This is a genomic window from Actinoallomurus vinaceus (assembly GCF_039542055.1).
GTDB classification, from domain to species: Bacteria; Actinomycetota; Actinomycetes; order Streptosporangiales; family Streptosporangiaceae; genus Actinoallomurus; species Actinoallomurus vinaceus.
In genome coordinates, this window is sequence record NZ_BAABHK010000008.1 from 318,206 (window position 1) to 334,438 (window position 16,233).

The 16,233-nt window shown below is 72.7% G+C and carries 16 protein-coding genes; 9 read left to right on the plus strand and 7 right to left on the minus strand.

What is annotated here, in order from left to right:
- Positions 1 to 227: 227 nt before the first annotated feature.
- The 4 genes from ABEA24_RS28160 (at position 228) to ABEA24_RS28175 (ending at position 4,010) form a co-directional block, all read left to right on the plus strand.
- Positions 228 to 464: a hypothetical protein gene (locus ABEA24_RS28160; protein WP_345434157.1), complete on the plus strand. Its 237-nt coding sequence runs from the start codon at positions 228 to 230 to the stop codon at positions 462 to 464.
- A 137-nt stretch (positions 465 to 601) separates the two neighbouring features.
- Entirely contained in the window at positions 602 to 1,471 is an 870-nt protein-coding gene (locus ABEA24_RS28165) for an N-acetylmuramoyl-L-alanine amidase (RefSeq protein WP_345434158.1), read from the plus strand.
- Between the two features lie 2 nt (positions 1,472 to 1,473).
- Positions 1,474 to 2,913 carry a DUF7059 domain-containing protein gene (locus tag ABEA24_RS28170; protein ID WP_345434159.1) on the plus strand — a complete coding sequence of 480 codons (1,440 nt, stop codon included), beginning with the start codon at positions 1,474 to 1,476 and terminating at the stop codon, positions 2,911 to 2,913.
- A gap of 2 nt (positions 2,914 to 2,915) precedes the next feature.
- Positions 2,916 to 4,010 carry a DUF711 family protein gene (locus tag ABEA24_RS28175; protein ID WP_345434160.1) on the plus strand — a complete coding sequence of 365 codons (1,095 nt, stop codon included), beginning with the start codon at positions 2,916 to 2,918 and terminating at the stop codon, positions 4,008 to 4,010.
- Positions 4,011 to 4,210: 200 nt separating this feature from the next.
- On the opposite strand, the gene ABEA24_RS28180 is transcribed toward ABEA24_RS28175, so the two are convergent.
- Positions 4,211 to 5,101, minus strand: coding sequence for an alpha/beta fold hydrolase (locus tag ABEA24_RS28180; RefSeq protein WP_345434161.1), 891 nt, complete (start codon positions 5,099 to 5,101; stop codon positions 4,211 to 4,213).
- 88 nt (positions 5,102 to 5,189) lie between these two features.
- Between ABEA24_RS28180 and ABEA24_RS28185 the strand changes: the two genes are divergently transcribed.
- Together ABEA24_RS28185 and ABEA24_RS28190 are read left to right on the plus strand one after the other, a co-directional pair.
- Positions 5,190 to 5,681 (plus strand): 2-thiouracil desulfurase family protein, encoded by a 492-nt coding sequence (locus ABEA24_RS28185; protein ID WP_345434162.1) that lies wholly within the window; start codon positions 5,190 to 5,192, stop codon positions 5,679 to 5,681.
- Positions 5,682 to 5,838: 157 nt separating this feature from the next.
- Positions 5,839 to 7,509 carry an MFS transporter gene (locus ABEA24_RS28190; protein ID WP_345434163.1) on the plus strand — a complete coding sequence of 557 codons (1,671 nt, stop codon included), beginning with the start codon at positions 5,839 to 5,841 and terminating at the stop codon, positions 7,507 to 7,509.
- Between the two features lie 187 nt (positions 7,510 to 7,696).
- Here the strand turns inward: ABEA24_RS28190 and ABEA24_RS28195 are convergent, their stop codons facing one another.
- Complete coding sequence (locus ABEA24_RS28195; RefSeq protein WP_345434164.1) at positions 7,697 to 8,335, minus strand: DUF1707 SHOCT-like domain-containing protein; 639 nt, start codon at positions 8,333 to 8,335, stop codon at positions 7,697 to 7,699.
- 70 nt (positions 8,336 to 8,405) lie between these two features.
- Between ABEA24_RS28195 and ABEA24_RS28200 the strand changes: the two genes are divergently transcribed.
- Complete coding sequence (locus ABEA24_RS28200) at positions 8,406 to 9,122, plus strand: L,D-transpeptidase family protein (protein WP_345434165.1); 717 nt, start codon at positions 8,406 to 8,408, stop codon at positions 9,120 to 9,122.
- A gap of 58 nt (positions 9,123 to 9,180) precedes the next feature.
- Positions 9,181 to 9,954, plus strand: coding sequence for an arylamine N-acetyltransferase family protein (locus ABEA24_RS28205; protein WP_345434166.1), 774 nt, complete (start codon positions 9,181 to 9,183; stop codon positions 9,952 to 9,954).
- Between the two features lie 46 nt (positions 9,955 to 10,000).
- Here ABEA24_RS28205 and ABEA24_RS28210 read toward each other — a convergent pair whose 3' ends face one another.
- On the minus strand, positions 10,001 to 10,480 hold the full coding sequence (locus ABEA24_RS28210; protein ID WP_345434167.1) for an SRPBCC family protein: 480 nt from the start codon (positions 10,478 to 10,480) through the stop codon (positions 10,001 to 10,003).
- 172 nt (positions 10,481 to 10,652) lie between these two features.
- Here ABEA24_RS28210 and ABEA24_RS28215 point away from each other — a divergent pair, with 172 nt between their 5' ends.
- A complete protein-coding gene (locus tag ABEA24_RS28215; RefSeq protein ID WP_345434168.1) occupies positions 10,653 to 12,314 on the plus strand; it encodes a carboxylesterase/lipase family protein in 1,662 nt (553 codons plus the stop codon).
- A 102-nt stretch (positions 12,315 to 12,416) separates the two neighbouring features.
- Here ABEA24_RS28215 and rodA read toward each other — a convergent pair whose 3' ends face one another.
- The 4 genes from rodA to ABEA24_RS28235 form a co-directional block, all read right to left on the minus strand.
- Complete coding sequence (gene rodA / locus ABEA24_RS28220) at positions 12,417 to 13,604, minus strand: rod shape-determining protein RodA (RefSeq protein ID WP_345434169.1); 1,188 nt, start codon at positions 13,602 to 13,604, stop codon at positions 12,417 to 12,419.
- 242 nt (positions 13,605 to 13,846) lie between these two features.
- Positions 13,847 to 14,431, minus strand: a complete 585-nt coding sequence (locus tag ABEA24_RS28225; protein ID WP_345434170.1) for a carbonic anhydrase — start codon at positions 14,429 to 14,431, stop codon at positions 13,847 to 13,849.
- Between the two features lie 93 nt (positions 14,432 to 14,524).
- Complete coding sequence (locus ABEA24_RS28230; protein ID WP_345434172.1) at positions 14,525 to 14,926, minus strand: hypothetical protein; 402 nt, start codon at positions 14,924 to 14,926, stop codon at positions 14,525 to 14,527.
- A 268-nt stretch (positions 14,927 to 15,194) separates the two neighbouring features.
- A complete protein-coding gene (locus ABEA24_RS28235; RefSeq protein ID WP_345434173.1) occupies positions 15,195 to 15,914 on the minus strand; it encodes a hypothetical protein in 720 nt (239 codons plus the stop codon).
- Between the last annotated feature and the right edge of the window lie 319 nt (positions 15,915 to 16,233).

Genomic DNA, 16,233 nt, shown 5'->3' on the forward strand with positions numbered 1-16,233 from the left:
GAGGGCTTCCCGGGTCCCGCCGCGGTCTCCGGTCGGTAAGGGCGTCGCCAAGGCTCGCCGAACCCCCGTGCCGCGGGCCGGCGCGGCCGCCTTAATGGGTGCGTGACCGGCCGCCCGGCGGGTCGCCATCGGGACTGTCGCGGCCCTACCGGGGGGAGGGCCGCGGCGCCGGGGCGGAGACCGCCGGGCGGCGGACGGGGTATTCGCCGGAATCCTGGGGGCCGATCGTGCGTGATCCGGAGTTGGTGTCATCCGCGCAGCGCGCGGCGAGTGAGCTGGAGAGCGCGTGGTCGCAGTGGCGGCACGCCCGCGGGTTGATCGAGGAGGTCACCGAGTCCGTCGCCGGGTACGTGGCCCATTCGATCGACCACCCGTGGGGACGGCCCCGCGTGGTGCTCGGCCTGGACGCGGACGAGGCGCGTGCCCTCGCCGCCCTGCTCGGCAAGGAGAGCGTCGTCCGCTGACCCGCCCGATCGTGGCCGCCGTCGCACGACTCAGCGCGGAGGGAGCGGCGGCGGCCACTCAGCGGTTCCGGGGAGCGGTACTCGGCGATTCCGGGGAGAGGACACGGCATTACCCGGCGTTTGGCACACTGGGCTTGATGCGTTATTCCACGGTTCGCTCCGGCAGGGCGCTGAGCGCCCTGGTCATGACCGTACTCGCGGGTGCCGCGCTGAGCGCCTGCGGGACCGGGAGTTCCTCTGCGGCCTCGGCGACCCCGCCGTCGGCCAAGGCGTCCTCCTCCCAGCCCGCCGGCATCGCACCCGGAGAGCCCTCGCCTGGCGGCGGGTCCCCGAGCAAGGCGTCCAAGGGCTCCCTCGCCGGGAAGGTCATCGTGGTCGACCCCGGCCACAACGGCGGCAACGCGAAGCACCCGGAGATCATCAACAAGCAGGTCGACATCTACAACGGGCACAAGGCCTGCAACACGACCGGCACCTCGACCGACGACAACTACAGCGAGCACGAGTTCACCTGGGACGTCGCCAACCGCCTCGCCAAGATCTTGAAGGCGAAGGGCGCCAAGGTCGTCATGACCCGCTCCAGCGACACCGGCGTCGGGCCGTGCGTCGACGAGCGCGCCCGGATCGGCAACCGCGCCCACGCCGACGCGGTCCTGGCCATCCACGGCGACGGGGCACCGGCCAAGGGACACGGCTTCCACATCATCGAGCCGGCACTGATCAAGGGCCACAACGGGGCCATCATCGCGCCGTCCAAGCGGCTCGGCGGGGACATGCGCGACGCCTTCCACCAGGGCACCGGCATCCCGTACTCCACCTACCTCGGCAAGGACGGCATCGACGTCCGCAGCGACCTCGGTGGCCTGAACGTCTCGACGCGGCCGGCCGTGTTCATCGAGTGCGGCAACATGCGCAACCCCGGTGACGCGGCGAAGATGAAGAGCCCGCAGGGCCGCCAGCAGATGGCCGAGGCCCTCGCCAACGGCTTCGTGAAGTTCCTGGGCTGAGGATGTCCGTCGACCAGGGTGCCGCCGAGCGCGTGCGCGGCTTGTTCGAGCACGCCGACTACACCGTCGCCGGGGTCCGGCACCTGCTCGGCCCGGTCGCCGGGGCGGCGCTGGCCCGCGACGAGATCGTCCCCGCCCTGCGGGCCACCCGGAGCGGCACGACCCTGGAGACGCTCGTCCGGTTGTTCTGGCTCCAGGTGCCGGTTCCGGACTCGGCCCTGCCGTTCGAGGACCTGGCCGCCCTCGGCCTGGTCGAGCGGTCGAACGGAGAGGTCCGCGCGCTCCTGCACGTCGAACCGGTGGAGTCCGCGTCCGGGGTGCCCGGCGACCCGCCGTCCGCCCGGGGCCACGTCGTCTCCGACCTGAAGGCACGGCCGGGCGACGCACGGCTCCGCCCCGACCACGTCGTCGGCCAGGGCGGGGCGTCGGGCAACCTGGCGCAGCTGGTCGTCCGCGGTCCGGTCGGCGACGTCCTGGACCTGGGGACGGGATCGGGCGTACAGGCCGTCCACCTCGCGGACCGGGCCCGGAGCATCACCGCCACCGACGTCAGTCCGCGCGCCCTCCACCTCGCCCGGCTTGGCTTCGCGCTGTCCGGGATCGAGGCGGAGCTCCTGGAAGGGTCGCTGTTCGAACCCGTCCAGGGCCGGACGTTCGACCTCATCGTGTCCAACCCGCCGTTCGTGATCTCACCGGACCTCCGGTTCGAATACCGCGAGTCCGGGCTGCCGGGTGACGAGCTCTGCCGGCGGCTGGTCCGGCGGGCACCGGCCCACCTCGCGCCGGACGGCTGGTGCCAGTTGCTCGCCAACTGGCTGCACGTGGAGGGCGAGGACTGGCGCGAACGCGTCGCGGACTGGATCGAGGGCGTCGACGGCTGGGTCGTCGAACGCGACGTCCAGGACCCCGCGGAGTACGCCGAGCTGTGGTTGCGCGACTCGCTCGACGCCGGTTCGGCGGAGTACCGGCGGCGCTACGACGCCTGGCTCGACTACTTCGAGGCGAACAAGGTCACCGGGATCGGCTTCGGCTGGATCACCCTGCACAACTCCGGCGGCGAGGACGTCCGGGTCGAGGAGCTGCGGCACGCCATCGACCAGCCGGTCGGCGCCTACGTCCGCGACGTCGTGCGAGCCCGGCCGCACCTCACCCCGGCGACGACGCTGCGCACCGCGCCGGGCATCGTGCAGGAGCAGATCGGCCCGCCCGGCGTGGAGGATCCCGAGCGGATCCTGCTCCGGCAGACGCGCGGGCTGCACCGCGTGGCGCAGGTCGGTACGGTCGAGGCCGCGCTGGCCGGAGCCTGCGACGGCGACCTGCCCCTCGGCCCGCTGCTCGACGCGATCGCCCAGCTCACCGAAACGGACGCCGCGGCCGTACAGGACCGTGCCCTCGCGGTGCTGCCCGATCTCGTGGCCGACGGGTTCTTTGACATCATTTGAGCATGGTCCCGATCCGTACGCTCACGCTCGGCGTGCCCGAGCCGCACCCGCTGGCCGCGGACGTCGTCACGAAGGGCGCGGACGCGCTGCGCCGCGCGGAGGCGGTCTTCCGCGAGGCGGGCTACGAGGTGCAGACCCTCCGGCTGTCCACGCGTCCCGTGTTCGACGACATGACGCCGACCGTCGCGTACGCGCGTGACCTGCAGGCCGCGCTCGACGACGCCGGCCTGACGTACTGCTCGCTCGGCCCCGCGACGTCGGGCGTCGAGACGATCCCGGACCTGCTCATCGGCAACGACGCCCTGAACCTCACCGTCCGTCTCGACGGCAACACCTCGGCGGCCCGGCCGGCGGCGGAGGCGATGCTGCGACTGGCGAACGAGACGGAGGAGGGCTTCGGCAACTTCCGGTTCGCGGCGCTGGCGTGCGTTCCGCCGGGCGGCCCGTTCTTCCCGGCCGCCTACCACGAACGCGCCGCGAACCTCACGGTCGGCCTCCAGGGCGCGAGCATCGCGGTCGGCGCGGCCGCGGGCGGCCTGGACGGTCTGACCGAGCGTTTCGCCGGGGCCCTCACCGAGGAGGCCGCTCCGGTGGTCCGCCTCGCCGAGCGGGTGGCGGCCGAGCTGGGGGTGCGGTTCGGCGGCATCGACCTGTCCCCGGCCCCGAACGGCGCGGACAGCATCGGTGCGGCGTTCGAGGAGATCACCGGGGAGTTCGGCGCTCCCGGCACGCTCGCGGTCGCCGCCGCGCTGACCGCCGGGCTGCGCAGCACCGGCCTGCCGACGTGCGGCTACAACGGGCTGATGCTCCCGGTGATGGAGGACGTCGTCCTCGCCCGGCGCTGGAAGGAGGGCCGGATCGGCCTGCACGACCTGCTGGCGTACTCCTCGGTCTGCGGCACCGGCCTGGACACCGTGCCGCTGCCGGGCGACTCCTCGTCCGATGCCCTCGCCCGGCTGCTCCTGGACGTCACCGCCCTGGCCGTACGCCTCGGCAAGCCGCTGTCCGCGCGGCTGTTCCCGGTCCCGGGCACGCGGGCCGGCGACCGCACCGCGTTCACCTCGGAGTACCTGACGAACACCACGGCCCGCTGGTGACCTCCGCCCGGCCCTGGCGCGTGCTCAGACGATGACGCCCCGGAGGGCGTTCGGCGGATGGCGTCACACGGGGGCGTACGGCTGCGGTCAGGCGGTGACGCGCTGGGCGTGCGGCGGGCGGCTTCGCAAGGGGGCGTACGACGTCAGGCGATGACACCCCCGTACGGCGAGCGCGTCGCGCGTGAGCGTGCGGTCGGCGGTCAGGCGGTGACGCGCCGGATCGCTTCCATGGTCGTGGCGATGTACGTCTCGGGGTCGGCGAGGAACACGTCGTGGTCGTCGTCGATCTCGAGCACCTCGGCGTCCAGCAGCCGCGCCATGTCGCGCTGGTCGGCGGGCGGCACCGCGCGGTCCCGGGTCGTCACCACGACCGCGGTGGGCAGGCCGGCGACCAGGGGAGCGTGCGGCCGGAAGTCGAACTCGTACTCGGCCAGCATGGTGTCCACGATCGCGCGGGGATGGGCCCGTACGAGCTCGCGGCGCAGCCAGGGCCACAGCCGCTCGGTCTCCGCGCTGCGCTTGCGCGTGTCGCTGAAGTAGCGCAGCGGGGCGGTACGGCCGATGTCGAAACGGGTCAGCGGCCGGGCGGCCTTCAGCAGGGGCCGGGTCACCCGGTCGGTGGGGCTGTCGAAGCGCAGGGCCGTGGACTGCAGCACGAGACCGGCGACGCGGTCCGGGTGGCGCCGCGCGAGTTCGAGTCCCACCGGCCCGCCGAGGGAGAAGCCGCAAACGACGACCTCCTCGATCCCCAGCGCGTCCAGCAGCGCGGCATGATCGTCCGCCGCCGCGTCGACGCGGAACTTCCCCGGTCGGCTCGGCCCTCGCCCGTGTCCGTGGTGGTCCATCGCCACCATGCCCTCGGACAGGTGCGGCATGAGATGGCAGAAGTTGACGTCGGCCGTGAGCGCCCAGCCGTGCAGGAGGAGGACGGGCGCGGGGCCCTCGACGACCCGTACGGTGACCTCGCCGCGCCGGGGCAGGTGGACGACCCGCGCGGGCGGGAGAGGAGGCTCGACGACGGCGTCATCGACCCTGCCGACCCGGCGGACGAAGGAGAGTCCCCGCCGAAGATCGGCCTGCATCGAACTCATGATCGCAAGCTTGGCACGATCGGGTGACGACGAGGTATGAGACCGTGGTCACATCCGTGTATTTCTGTGGTGACCTACGCTGAATGTGATGGAACGCATCCTCGTCAGCGCCTGTCTCCTGGGCCGGCCGGTCCGGTACGACGGCACCGGCAAGCGCAGTGACCACCGCGTGTTCGAGCGGTGGCGGGCCGAGGGGCGTCTCGTGCCGGTCTGCCCCGAGGTGCACGGCGGGCTGCCCGTGCCGCGTCCGCCCGCGGAGATCCGCGGCGGCCTCGGCGGTGACGTCCTGGACGGGCGGGCCCGGGTGGTGACCCGCGACGGCGAGGACGTCACGGCCTACTTCCTCGAGGGCGCGCGGCAGGCCCTCGAGCAGGCGCGCGCGAATGGCGTACGCATGGCGATCCTCAAGGAGAGCAGCCCGTCCTGTGGGGTCGCCCGCGTGTACGACGGGACGTTCAGCGGAGCGTCGGTGCCGGGCGAGGGCGTGACCTCCGCGCTGCTGGAGCGGCACGGCATCGCGGTCTTCGCCGAGGACTCCATCGACGAGGCCGCCACCCATCTGGCCGACCTCGAACGCTGACCCGCCGACCTCTCGTGGCCGAGAGCGCCGGCGAGAGTCCGGGCGCTCGCGTCTCAGACCGGCACCTCGACGGAAACGCGATATGTCTTGACTGTCTCGACAAACGCGATATATCTTCTCGCTGATCGAGTTAATCCGTCATGACTGGAGGAGATTCGTGGCCGCGACCGAAACGGCCCTGGCCGGGCCTTCCACCGCAGCGCCCCCGTACCGCTGGCGCTGGATCGCGCTCTTCGTCCTGCTGGCCGCCGAGGTCATGGACATGCTCGACGCCATGATCACGAGCATCGCGGCGCCGTCCATCCGGGCCGACATCGGAGGCGGCGTCAGCACGGTGCAGTGGCTGGGGGCCGCCTACACCCTCGCGATGGCGATCGGCCTGCTCACCGGCGGGCGGCTCGGCGACGTCGTCGGGCGCAAGCGGATGTTCGTGATCGGCGCGCTCGGGTTCACGGCCTGCTCGCTGCTGTGCGCGCTGGCGCAGTCGCCGGAGACGCTCATCGCCTTCCGCGGGCTGCAGGGGCTGTTCGGGGCGGTCATGCTTCCGCAGGGCCTCGGCGTGATCAAGGAGATGTTCTCCGACGAGGAGTCCTCCAAGGCGTTCGGGATGTTCGGCCCGGTCATGGGACTGTCCTCGGTCGGCGGGCCGATCCTCGCCGGCTGGCTGATCGACGCCGACTTCTTCGGCACCGGATGGCGGATGATCTTCCTCATCAACCTGCCGCTCGGGCTGCTGGCCGTCCTCGGCGGCCTGCGCTTCCTGCCCGAGTCGCGGTCGGCGCGGCCGCCCAGGCTCGACCTCGTCGGCGTTGTGTTCGCCGGAGTGGCCTCACTGCTCCTCGTCTACCCGCTGGTCCAGGGCCGCGAGCTCGGGTGGCCGGCATGGACGTTCCTCATGATCGCCGCCGGTGTCGCCGTCTTCGGCCTCTTCGGGTGGTACGAGAGTCGCAGGCAGCGCGGGGGCGGCGACCCGCTGATCGTGCCGAGCCTGTTCCGCAAGCGCGGCTTCACCGGTGGGCTGATCGTCGGGATCGTGTTCTTCTCCGGGATGACCGGGTTCTCGCTCGTGTTCAGCCTCTTCCTGCAGATCGGCCTCGGGTACTCGCCGCTGCGGGCGGGTCTGTCCACGGTGCCGTGGTCGGCCGGCGTCGTCATCGGGTTCGGCATCGCGCAGGCCGTGCAGCGGTTCGGCCGGCGGGTCATCCACGGCGGCACCCTGGTGATGGCCCTCGGCGTGGCGGGCGTCGTCCTCACCCTGCACCTGGCCGGCTCCGACGTCGGCCCGTGGGAGTTCGTTCCCGCGCTCCTCGTCACGGGCGCCGGCATGGGCCTGCTGATGGCGCCCTTCTTCGAGACCGTGCTCGCCGGAGTGGAGCAGCACGAGACCGGCTCGGCGTCCGGTGCGCTGACCTCCATCCAGCAGCTCGGCAGCTCCCTCGGCGTCGCGGTTCTCGGCACCATCTTCTTCGGCATCCTCGGCGGCCAGGTCGCCACGGCGACGGACACGGCGGGGCCGAAGGCGTTCGCCGCGGCGGGAGTCTCCGGCCCGCAGCGGGATCGGCTCGTCACCGGGCTGCGCGCGTGCGGTCACGACCGGGCGGTGGCCAAGGACGCCGAGTCGGTTCCGGCGTCCTGCGTCCGCGCGGAGGGAGAGGTGCGTGCGGCGGGGCTCCCGGCGCAGCGTGCGGCCGCCGAGGTCGGGCGGACGGCACTGCGGAAGGGGTTCATCGAGGCGATGAAACTGACGCTGTGGGTGGAGGTCGGCCTGCTCGGCCTGACCTTCCTCGCGGTGTTCCTGCTGCCGAGGCACGCGCGTCCGCAGGAGTGAGCCGTCGACGCGTGCTCGGTGAAGGCCGCCGCGAACCGGCCGCTCGCCGATGCCTTCACCGAGCATCGCGTACGGGCCTGCCGGAGCCCGGCTCCATTGCGGCCGTCCGGGAGCCAGCCTGTGAACGGGCCTGCCGGAGCCGAGGCTCCGTTGCGGCCGTCCGGACGACGACCGGGCGCGCCGGGGCTCAGTCCTCGATGGAACGCTGTCCGTCCTGGCGTTCCTCCAGCTTGCGGCGTCGTTCGGCGTCGGATGCCTTGCGCGTCACGCCGACCCCGCCCCAGAACGCGAACCCGGTGATGATGATCTTCGGTGCTCCCGGGGAGCCCACGCCGCTCGCGCGGTGGTCGAAGCCGCCCATGATGCCGATGCCGTTCACGTGGACCTCGGCGTCCTCCGGGACGATGATCTCCATGCCGCCCATCACGGCGAACGCCCGGATCGTCACCTGCCGGGTCTCGAACCGCGCCTCGCGCAGGTCGAGCTGCCCGCCGCCCCAGAACGCCACGGCGGTGAGCTCTTCCGGGACGACCCAGGCGCCCTTGCGCTGGAAGCCGCTCATGATCCCGAGGAACGTCCGAGATCCGGGCGTGCCCCCGAACCGGTCACCTTGGGCGGCGGCCGGCCGGGCCGCGGGTTCGGGCAGGTCGCGGGTGATGGGCTCCAGGTCGCCGAACGTTTTCGCGGCGTAGACTGCCGTGAGGCGTTCGTCGAGTTCCTCGAAGTCCAGCCGACCCTCTCCCGCCGCCTCCCGAAGGACCGCGGCGACCTGATCGCGCTCGGCGTCGGAGATGCGCATATCGCGCCGCTCCGGAAGATTTGTCATGGCCACACCCTAGATCGCCTGCTTGCCGATGCGTAGGCTGTCATCCGCCAACATGCTGGGGGATTTCACCGTGAAAAAGCAACGAACCGCCCTTCTCGCGTCGATCGCCCTCGCGGGCGGGGTCACGCTCACCGCTCTCGCGCCCGTCGCCGCGCAGGCCGCCACCTTCAACCCGTGCTCGGCCGCGAACCACGGCAGGCTGAAGTACTCAACCGGGTCGGCCAAGCACGTGGTGTTCGCGATCTCCTCCGCGTACTCCTCGAACCACGTCGTGGTCACCGAGTGCGTCAAGCAGGGGAAGTCCTGGAAGAAGGTCAGCGCCACCACGGGGCGCGCGGGGACGAAGGCCTTCGCCCGGCCGGGCGCCAAGCGGGAGGGCGACGGCAAGTCGCCGACCGGCTCCTTCACGCTCACCGAGGCGTTCGGCCTCGGTAACCCCGGTACCAAGCTGAAGTACCGCACGCTGCACAGCAGCGGCGACTGCTGGGGATCGACTTCGGGCAAGAGCCACTACAACGACTACTACGCGGCGGCGAAGTGCCGCTCGACGGACGAGGACCTGTCGGCCACCGCGCGCCGTGGGCCGTACCACCAGGCGGTCGTGATCAACTACAACCGGCCGCACGCCAAGTCGGGGTACGGTTCGGCGATCTTCTTCCACGTCGGCGGCGTCACGCCCACCGCCGGCTGCATCTCGATCAAGGAGTCGAAGCTGCGCGCCGTCATGCGCACCCTCGTCGCCAACGACCGGATGATCATGGGCCCGAAGAGCGCGCTCTTCCGCTGAAAGCCCTACGACCCACGACCGATGGCGGGGCGCCGTCCCGGCGTGGGTGAATCAGGGCATGGACGAAACCCGGGTGAAGGACTACCTGGCCCGCATCGGCGCGGAGCGGCCCGCGCGCCCCGACGCCGCGGCACTGCGCGACCTGCACCTGCGCCACATGCGCACCGTGCCGTTCGAGAACCTCGCCATCCACCTGGGTGAGGACATCGTCCTCGACGAGGACGCCCTGGTCGCCAAGGTCGTCGACCGGCGCCGGGGCGGGTTCTGCTACGAACTCAACGGGGCGTTCGGGGCGCTGCTGTCGGCGCTCGGCTACGACGTCACGCCGCTGGCCGGACGGGTGTTCGGCGACGACGGCCCCGGGATCCCGTACGACCACATGGCGTTGCGAGTGGGGCCCTGGCTGGCCGACGTCGGCTTCGGCAGCCACACCCACCATCCCCTGCGGATCGACGAGCGCGGCGACCAGGCGGACCCGGCGGGCGTCTTCCGGATCGTCGAAACCGCCGACGGCGACCTCGACGTGCTGCACGACGGCAGACCGGTCTACCGCCTGGAGACGCGCCCGCGCACGCTCCGGGACTTCATCGCGGGCTGCTGGTGGCACCGGACGTCACCGGAGTCGCACTTCACCCGGTCCCTCGTGTGCTCGCTGCTCACCGAGACCGGCCGGATCACGCTCAGCGGCCGCACCCTCACCCGTACGGTCGGCGAGGAGCGCGAAAAACAGGAGCTCGGCGACGACGCCGAGGTGCTCGCCGCCTACCGCACCCACTTCGGCATCGAGCTCGACCGCGTCCCCGAGGGCGTGTCTGACAGATCCCGTTCGTAGCGAGCGCCGCGCAGCCGGACAGCGGATCTGTCAGACACGCCCTGGCTCAGGAGCCCGGCGCCCTGAGCGCGTCCTGGCGCTCGGCCGCCCGTACGAGCCGGCGGGTCAGCGAGCGGACGATCGCCAGCATCACCCGCTCCGCGAGCGGCCCGGTGCCGGGGATCAGCTCGGTGAACGCCCCCTGCCAGACGACGTCAGTACCACCGCCGTCGCGGGGTTCGAACCGCACCTCCGCCCGGTAGTCGCGGACCGGGGTGGGCGTGCGCATGGTGTAGCCGTGCAGCCGGTCCTGCTCGTAGGCGACCGTCTCCTCGCGGACCACGATCGGCCACAGGCCGAGGCGGCGGATCGCGCCGATCCCGCCGGGCGGCGGGTCGCCCTGCCGCTCCCACCACGACCGGGGCGCGAACAGGCCGGCCCACTCCGACCAGCGGGCGCCGTCCGCCACCAGCCGGAAGAGCGTCGCGGCATCCGCCCGGCTGTGCGCCGTCGCCCTGAACGAGAACCTTCGCCCGTCGCGCGCCATACCGACCTCCTCGCGCTGTCGCCCCTACGATCTCGCGGCACGCCGTCGTACACCAGGGCGTGTCCGGTGGATCCCTGCCCACCGGACCGCCCTGGGGCCGCTGACAGGGTGGTGCGCCGACTGTCAGCGGGTGGTCCGTGGCCGGTCAGCGCCGTCGCCCAGGCTTCCGGTCATGACGACGAACGAGAACATGCGGAACGCGGCCAGGATCGGAATCGCGGCGTCGGCCGGCGTGCTGGCGGCGGCGCTCACGGCGGCTCCGGCCCTCGCCGCCGGGAGCCCGCGGGCGGCGGAGGACGGACGGCTCGTGACCACGACGTCCGGACCGGTGCTGGGCACGGTCGGATCGGACGTGCGGGAATTCTCTGGCATCCCGTACGCCGCGCCCCCGGTAGGCGCGCTGCGGTGGACGCCGCCCCGGCCGGTGACCCCCTGGTCCCAGGCCCGGGACGCGACGAAGCCGGGTCCGGTGTGCGCCCAGGGCCCGTACAACAGGCCGGTGGGCAGCACGGTCAGCGAGGACTGCCTGACGCTCAACGTCACCACACCGCGCGACGCGTCGGCGGCGCGCAGGAAGCCGGTGATGGTGTTCGTGCACGGCGGTGACCTGACGACCGGGTCGGGCAGCCAGTTCGAGCCGCGCCGGATGGCGGCGCAGGGCGACGTCGTGGTGGTCACGATCAACTACCGGCTCGGGATCTTCGGGTTCTTCGGCCACGCGGGTCTGCCCGGTTCGGGCACGTTCGGGCTGCAGGACCAGCAGGCGGCGCTGCGCTGGATCCGGCACAACGCCGCGGCCTTCGGCGGCGATGCCCGCAACGTCACGCTCGTCGGCCAGTCGGCCGGGGCGGTCAGTACGTGCGGGCAGCTGACCTCCCCCGCCGCGAAGGGCCTGTTCGACAGGGCCGTCATCCAGAGCGCGAGCTGCGGCAGCTACACCCCGACCCTCTACCCCGGGCAGCCGGCCCCGGCGACGACGGCCACGACCAAGTGGAAGCCGCTCACGGAGATCGACGCACAGGGCGGCGCGCTGGCCAAGACGCTCGGCTGCGAGGATCAGGCGGACGCGATCGCGTGCCTGCGCGGGCTCGGCACCGACCGGCTCCTGGCGCACACCGACGAGTTCGGAAGCGCGGCGTACGGCACGCCGACCCTGCCCCGGAACCCCGAGGCGGCCATCCGCGCCGGGAGGTTCACCCGGGTGCCGGTCGTCATCGGCCACACCCGTGACGAGGGGCGCATGGTCACCGCCGCCCTGGTCAACCCGGCGATCGGCGGGACGCCGATGACCGAGCAGCGGTACGTCGAGCTCACCGACCAGGCGTACGGGGCGCAGGCGGCCGAGGTGCGCCGCCACTACCCGCCGTCCGCCTACACGGAGGCGGGCGCCCAGTGGGCGCCGGCCCTGGCCTGGGCGGCGATCGAGACCGACCGGACCACGGCCTGCCCGGTCCTGCGCGACGCGGACGCCATCGCGCGCCGTACGCCGGTGCACGCGTACGAGTTCGCCGACCCGAACGCGCCGACCTGGACGGCCGTCCCCGCCGGATTCCCGGCCGGTGCCTCGCACATCTCCGACCTGACGTACCTGTTCGACGTGAACCGGCCGGACGGCACCCCGGTCACCCTGTCCGCCGCCCAGCGGAGCCTCGCGGCCACGATGATCGGCTACTGGACGGCCTTCGCCCACGGCGGCACGCCGGTCGCCGACGGCGCCCCAAGCTGGCCCGCGTACGCGGCCGGTGGCCACGTCCGGACGCTGGCGCCGGCCCGGATCGGCTCGGTCGACGACGCCACCGAGCACCAGTGCGCCTTCTGGAAGACCGTCCGGTAGGACACCGGCGACGGCCCTGACCCTCGGCATACGGCCCCGGTCTCGGCCGGCGGAGGACCCCGGCCCCGGCACCGCGATGGTGCCGGGGCCGTCCGGCGTCGGTCAGGCGAACGCCCGCTGCCGTAGGTGCACGGCCTCGAGCAGGCCGAAGGCGATCATGTTGGCGAGCGTCGCCGATCCGCCGTAGGAGATGTACGGCAGGGGCACCCCCGTGATCGGCATGATGCCGATCGTCATGCCGATGTTCTCGAACGTCTGGAACGCCAGCCAGGACACGACGCCGGTCGCGACGAGCATCCCGAAGCCGTTCGCGCACAGGGCGGCGATGCGCAGGCCGCGCCAGAGCACGACGCCGACGAGCACGACGATCAGCGCCGAGCCCAGGAAGCCGAGCTCTTCGCCGGCGACCGTGAAGATGAAGTCCGTGTGCTGCTCGGGAACGAAGTGCCCGCCGGTCTGCTGCCCCCGGAACAGCCCCTGCCCGGTCAGGCCGCCCGAGCCGACGGCGATCCGGGCCTGCGCGGCGTTGTAACCGGCGCCCTTGGGGTCGGCCGCCGGGTCGGCGAAGGCGATGAACCGGTTGATCTGGTACGGCTTGAGCAGGTGGAACCGCCATGCGGCGATCGCGCCGCCCACGGCCCCGCCCACCATGGCCAGGAGCCAGCGCTTGGGCGCCCCGGAGATCGCCACCATCGCCAGGACGACGACGGCGAGGACCATGGTCGTCCCGAGGTCCGGCTGCATCATGATCAACCCGGCGAGCAGTCCGGCGAGGAGGAGGGCAGCCACGATGTCGCGTGTGTCGGGCGCGGTCTGGGCGTCGCGCGGTTCCCCGAGCAGTACGGCGAGCACCACGACGAGCCCGACCTTGGCGAACTCCGACGGCTGGAGCTGGAACCCGCCGCCCAGCTCGATCCAGGAGTGATGCCCCTTGATCGTCGATCCGAGCGGGGTCAGGACGAGGATCAGGCCGACGCAGGACAGGCCGTAGAGGATCGGGGCGTACGCGCGGACGAGCCGGTAGTCCAGCGCCGCGACCACTGTGGCGAGCGCCAGGCCGATGGCGACCGTCAGCAGGTGCTTCTTGAGGAAGCTCTGCGGGTCGCGGCCGGCGCTCAGCAGGGCCGGGCGGGTCGCCGACCACACCAGGAGCGTGCCGATCAGCGTCAGCATGACCACGGCGCTGACCAGTACCCAGTCGATCCGGCGCAGCGGCGACTCGTGGGCGGACAGCCGGCGCAGCAGCGAACGCCGCGACGCCGTCGTCACCGAGTTGTGGCTCCCGAACATGGCACCCCCCGCCCGCCCCCCGACGGGCCCCGACCATCGGCCGCCGGGGCCCACGGCGTCGGGTGACGCGGTGGCCCCGGCGGCCCGGCCCTTCCCTGCCGTCCTCCGGCGAGCCGGACGGCGAGGCGAGGACCGACCCCACCGATGGCGTCTCTCTGTGTAACTGATCCGTTACGCTGTGAGCATACCCTCGGGTGGTGCGAACCTCGCTGAGGCGAAGGCGTGGGGACCCGCCGACCGGGTCACAGCGGTACGAAGGCGCCCGTGTCCGGGGCGTGCCGCCACACCGCGCCGGTCTCGACGTCGAAGAACCAGCCGTGTAGCCGCAGGGTGCCGTTGGCCAGGCGCCGCGCCACCCATGGATAGCGGCGGAGCTTGTCGAGCTGGGCGACGAGGTGGGAACGCCCCGGATCCTCCTGGGTACGTTCGGGGATCCCGCGCCACCGGTGCGTGTGCAACAGCCAGAATCGCGTGGTCGGGGCCTGGCGGAGCGCCCGGCCGCTGGTGCGGCCGCGCACCGCGCCGCACCGGGTGTGGCCGCACACGATGAGGTCCGGGACGCCGAGGACCACCACGGCGTACTCGAGGGTGGCCGCCTCCGCGGTCAGCCGCCCGACCCGGTGGGGCGGGATGACGTTCCCCGCCGTCCGGAGCTCGAACAGATCCCCCGGGGCGGAGCCGGTGAGCAGCGTCGGGACCACGCGGGCGTCGGAGCAGGAGACGAAGATCGCCTGTGGCCTGCTGTCGGGCAGGGGAGGGGAGAACGGCCCCCGTCGCGTGGCGACCTGCTGGTGGAAACTGCGGGCATGGTCGATCAGTGACTGCATGGTGCGTCCTTCGCGCTGATGACGGGTGAGGCGGACCGGAGCTCCCGTCGCGCGTGACCGGTCGTCGTCGCGCGGGTACGGGAGAGCCGCCTGTCAGCAGCGGAAGACCTGCAGCCGGGCCGGTGCGGCGTCGGCGGCGAGTCGGGTCGACCGCACGATCCGATGGGGAGCGGCCGAGCGTGCGGCTGGGTTCACCTCGGTGGGCGGCCCGGAGCAGCCTCGGGGCGCCTGCCCGCCGTGGCCGGAGGGCGGCGCGGGCACGCGGTGCAGCGTGGCGTCGCAGTGGCCCCACGGAACGGGCCGACCTCCGTCGCCGGGGTCGGAACGCAGGTGATGCGCCGACCGGGCGGCCTGGCAGGGGCCGAGGGCCGGCCGATCGGCCCGGAGGGACACGAGCGCGCCCCCGGAGTGGGTGCCGTGCGGAGCCGTGCCGTGCAGGAGAAGGACGACGGTCACGGTCAGCGCCCACAGGATGACGGCCGCCGCTCGTGCCATCCGGAGCGCACCGTCCCCCGCTCGCCGCCTCCGGGCCAACCCGTCTCCAATCGACTACCAAGAGTGTTCAATCGACGACTCTATGTTGCCACCGACGTCACGGGTCTACACGTGTGGCGACGCAGAGGTGTCGGCGCGGCTAGGAGGCGTCCCCTACGGCGGTCGCTCCGGAACGCCGCGCATGCCACGCTCGCGGTCCGGGCGCTCATACGCCGAGGACCGGGCCGGTTCGGTCCCGGTCCGGTCCTCGGCGTTCGGCGCCCGAAGGTCAGGGCGAGCCGGGACGGGGCGCTCCGCCCGAGGGTCCCTCGCCGCCGACGTGCCAGGTCATCTCCGCGCCGAGGTGGCCGGTGCGCACCACCCAGATCGCGGACACGATCGCCACCACGACGGTGACGGCCGCGACCGCGGTGACGATCACGGGGCGGGCCAGGAGGCCCTCCGACGTGGCCGCCTGGTACCGCGCGAGGATCACCAGGACGACCAGCAGGAGGGTGAGCAGGGCCACGAGCAGGCGCAGCTGCGAGCCGAGCTCCGCGTGCCGGTCCAGCAGCGAGCCCTCGCCGCCCCCGCCCTGGGGAGCGCGGGCACCGCCGCCCTGAGGCGCGCGGGCGGCGCCGCCGCCGAACTGCTTCATCCGCGCCATCCGCTCGTCCCGCAGCTTCTCGCCGGCGCCGGCGGTGAGGACGGTCGCCGCCATCGTCACGATGGCGAAGACCCCCGCCGCGAGCCCGTACCGCACCCGCCAGACCGGGCGGACCGCGAGCGCGATCACCACGCCCGCCAGGATGGGGACGAGCACCACGGGGACGTGCAGGAACAGCGCGTGGGCGGGCAGCCCGAAGGCGGTCGACAGCTCGAACGGGGCGACGGCGACGGCCACCACGACGGTCGCCACCAGCAGGAGGACAGAGGGGTCCGAGCGGAAGAACCGCCGCGTGGGCGGTCCCGCGGGGGCGCCGGACTCGGACAGGGCCGTTTCGGTCATGGCCGGTGACCGTATTGGCGACGCCGCAGCGTTCGCTGAGAGAAGTCTATGAATGGTCTCTGAACCTCGAGTCGGCCGCGCGTGCCGTCGATCACTCACCGTTCCTTTTCAGTGTGCAGGTGTTGGTTCCTGCTCACTGGCGCCCCGAACGGTGGTGGGCGTACTGGTCGCCTGCGTTCGCCGCATGGTCCGGGGGCGCGCATCGTGTGCGTGGTCCGGGAACCGGGGGCAGGGTCCCTCACGCCCTGGGATACCTGATGGGGCCTGGACGGTCCGATGCCCCTGTTCATCGCTCTGGTGAGCAGGGGGCGGTGTCGTC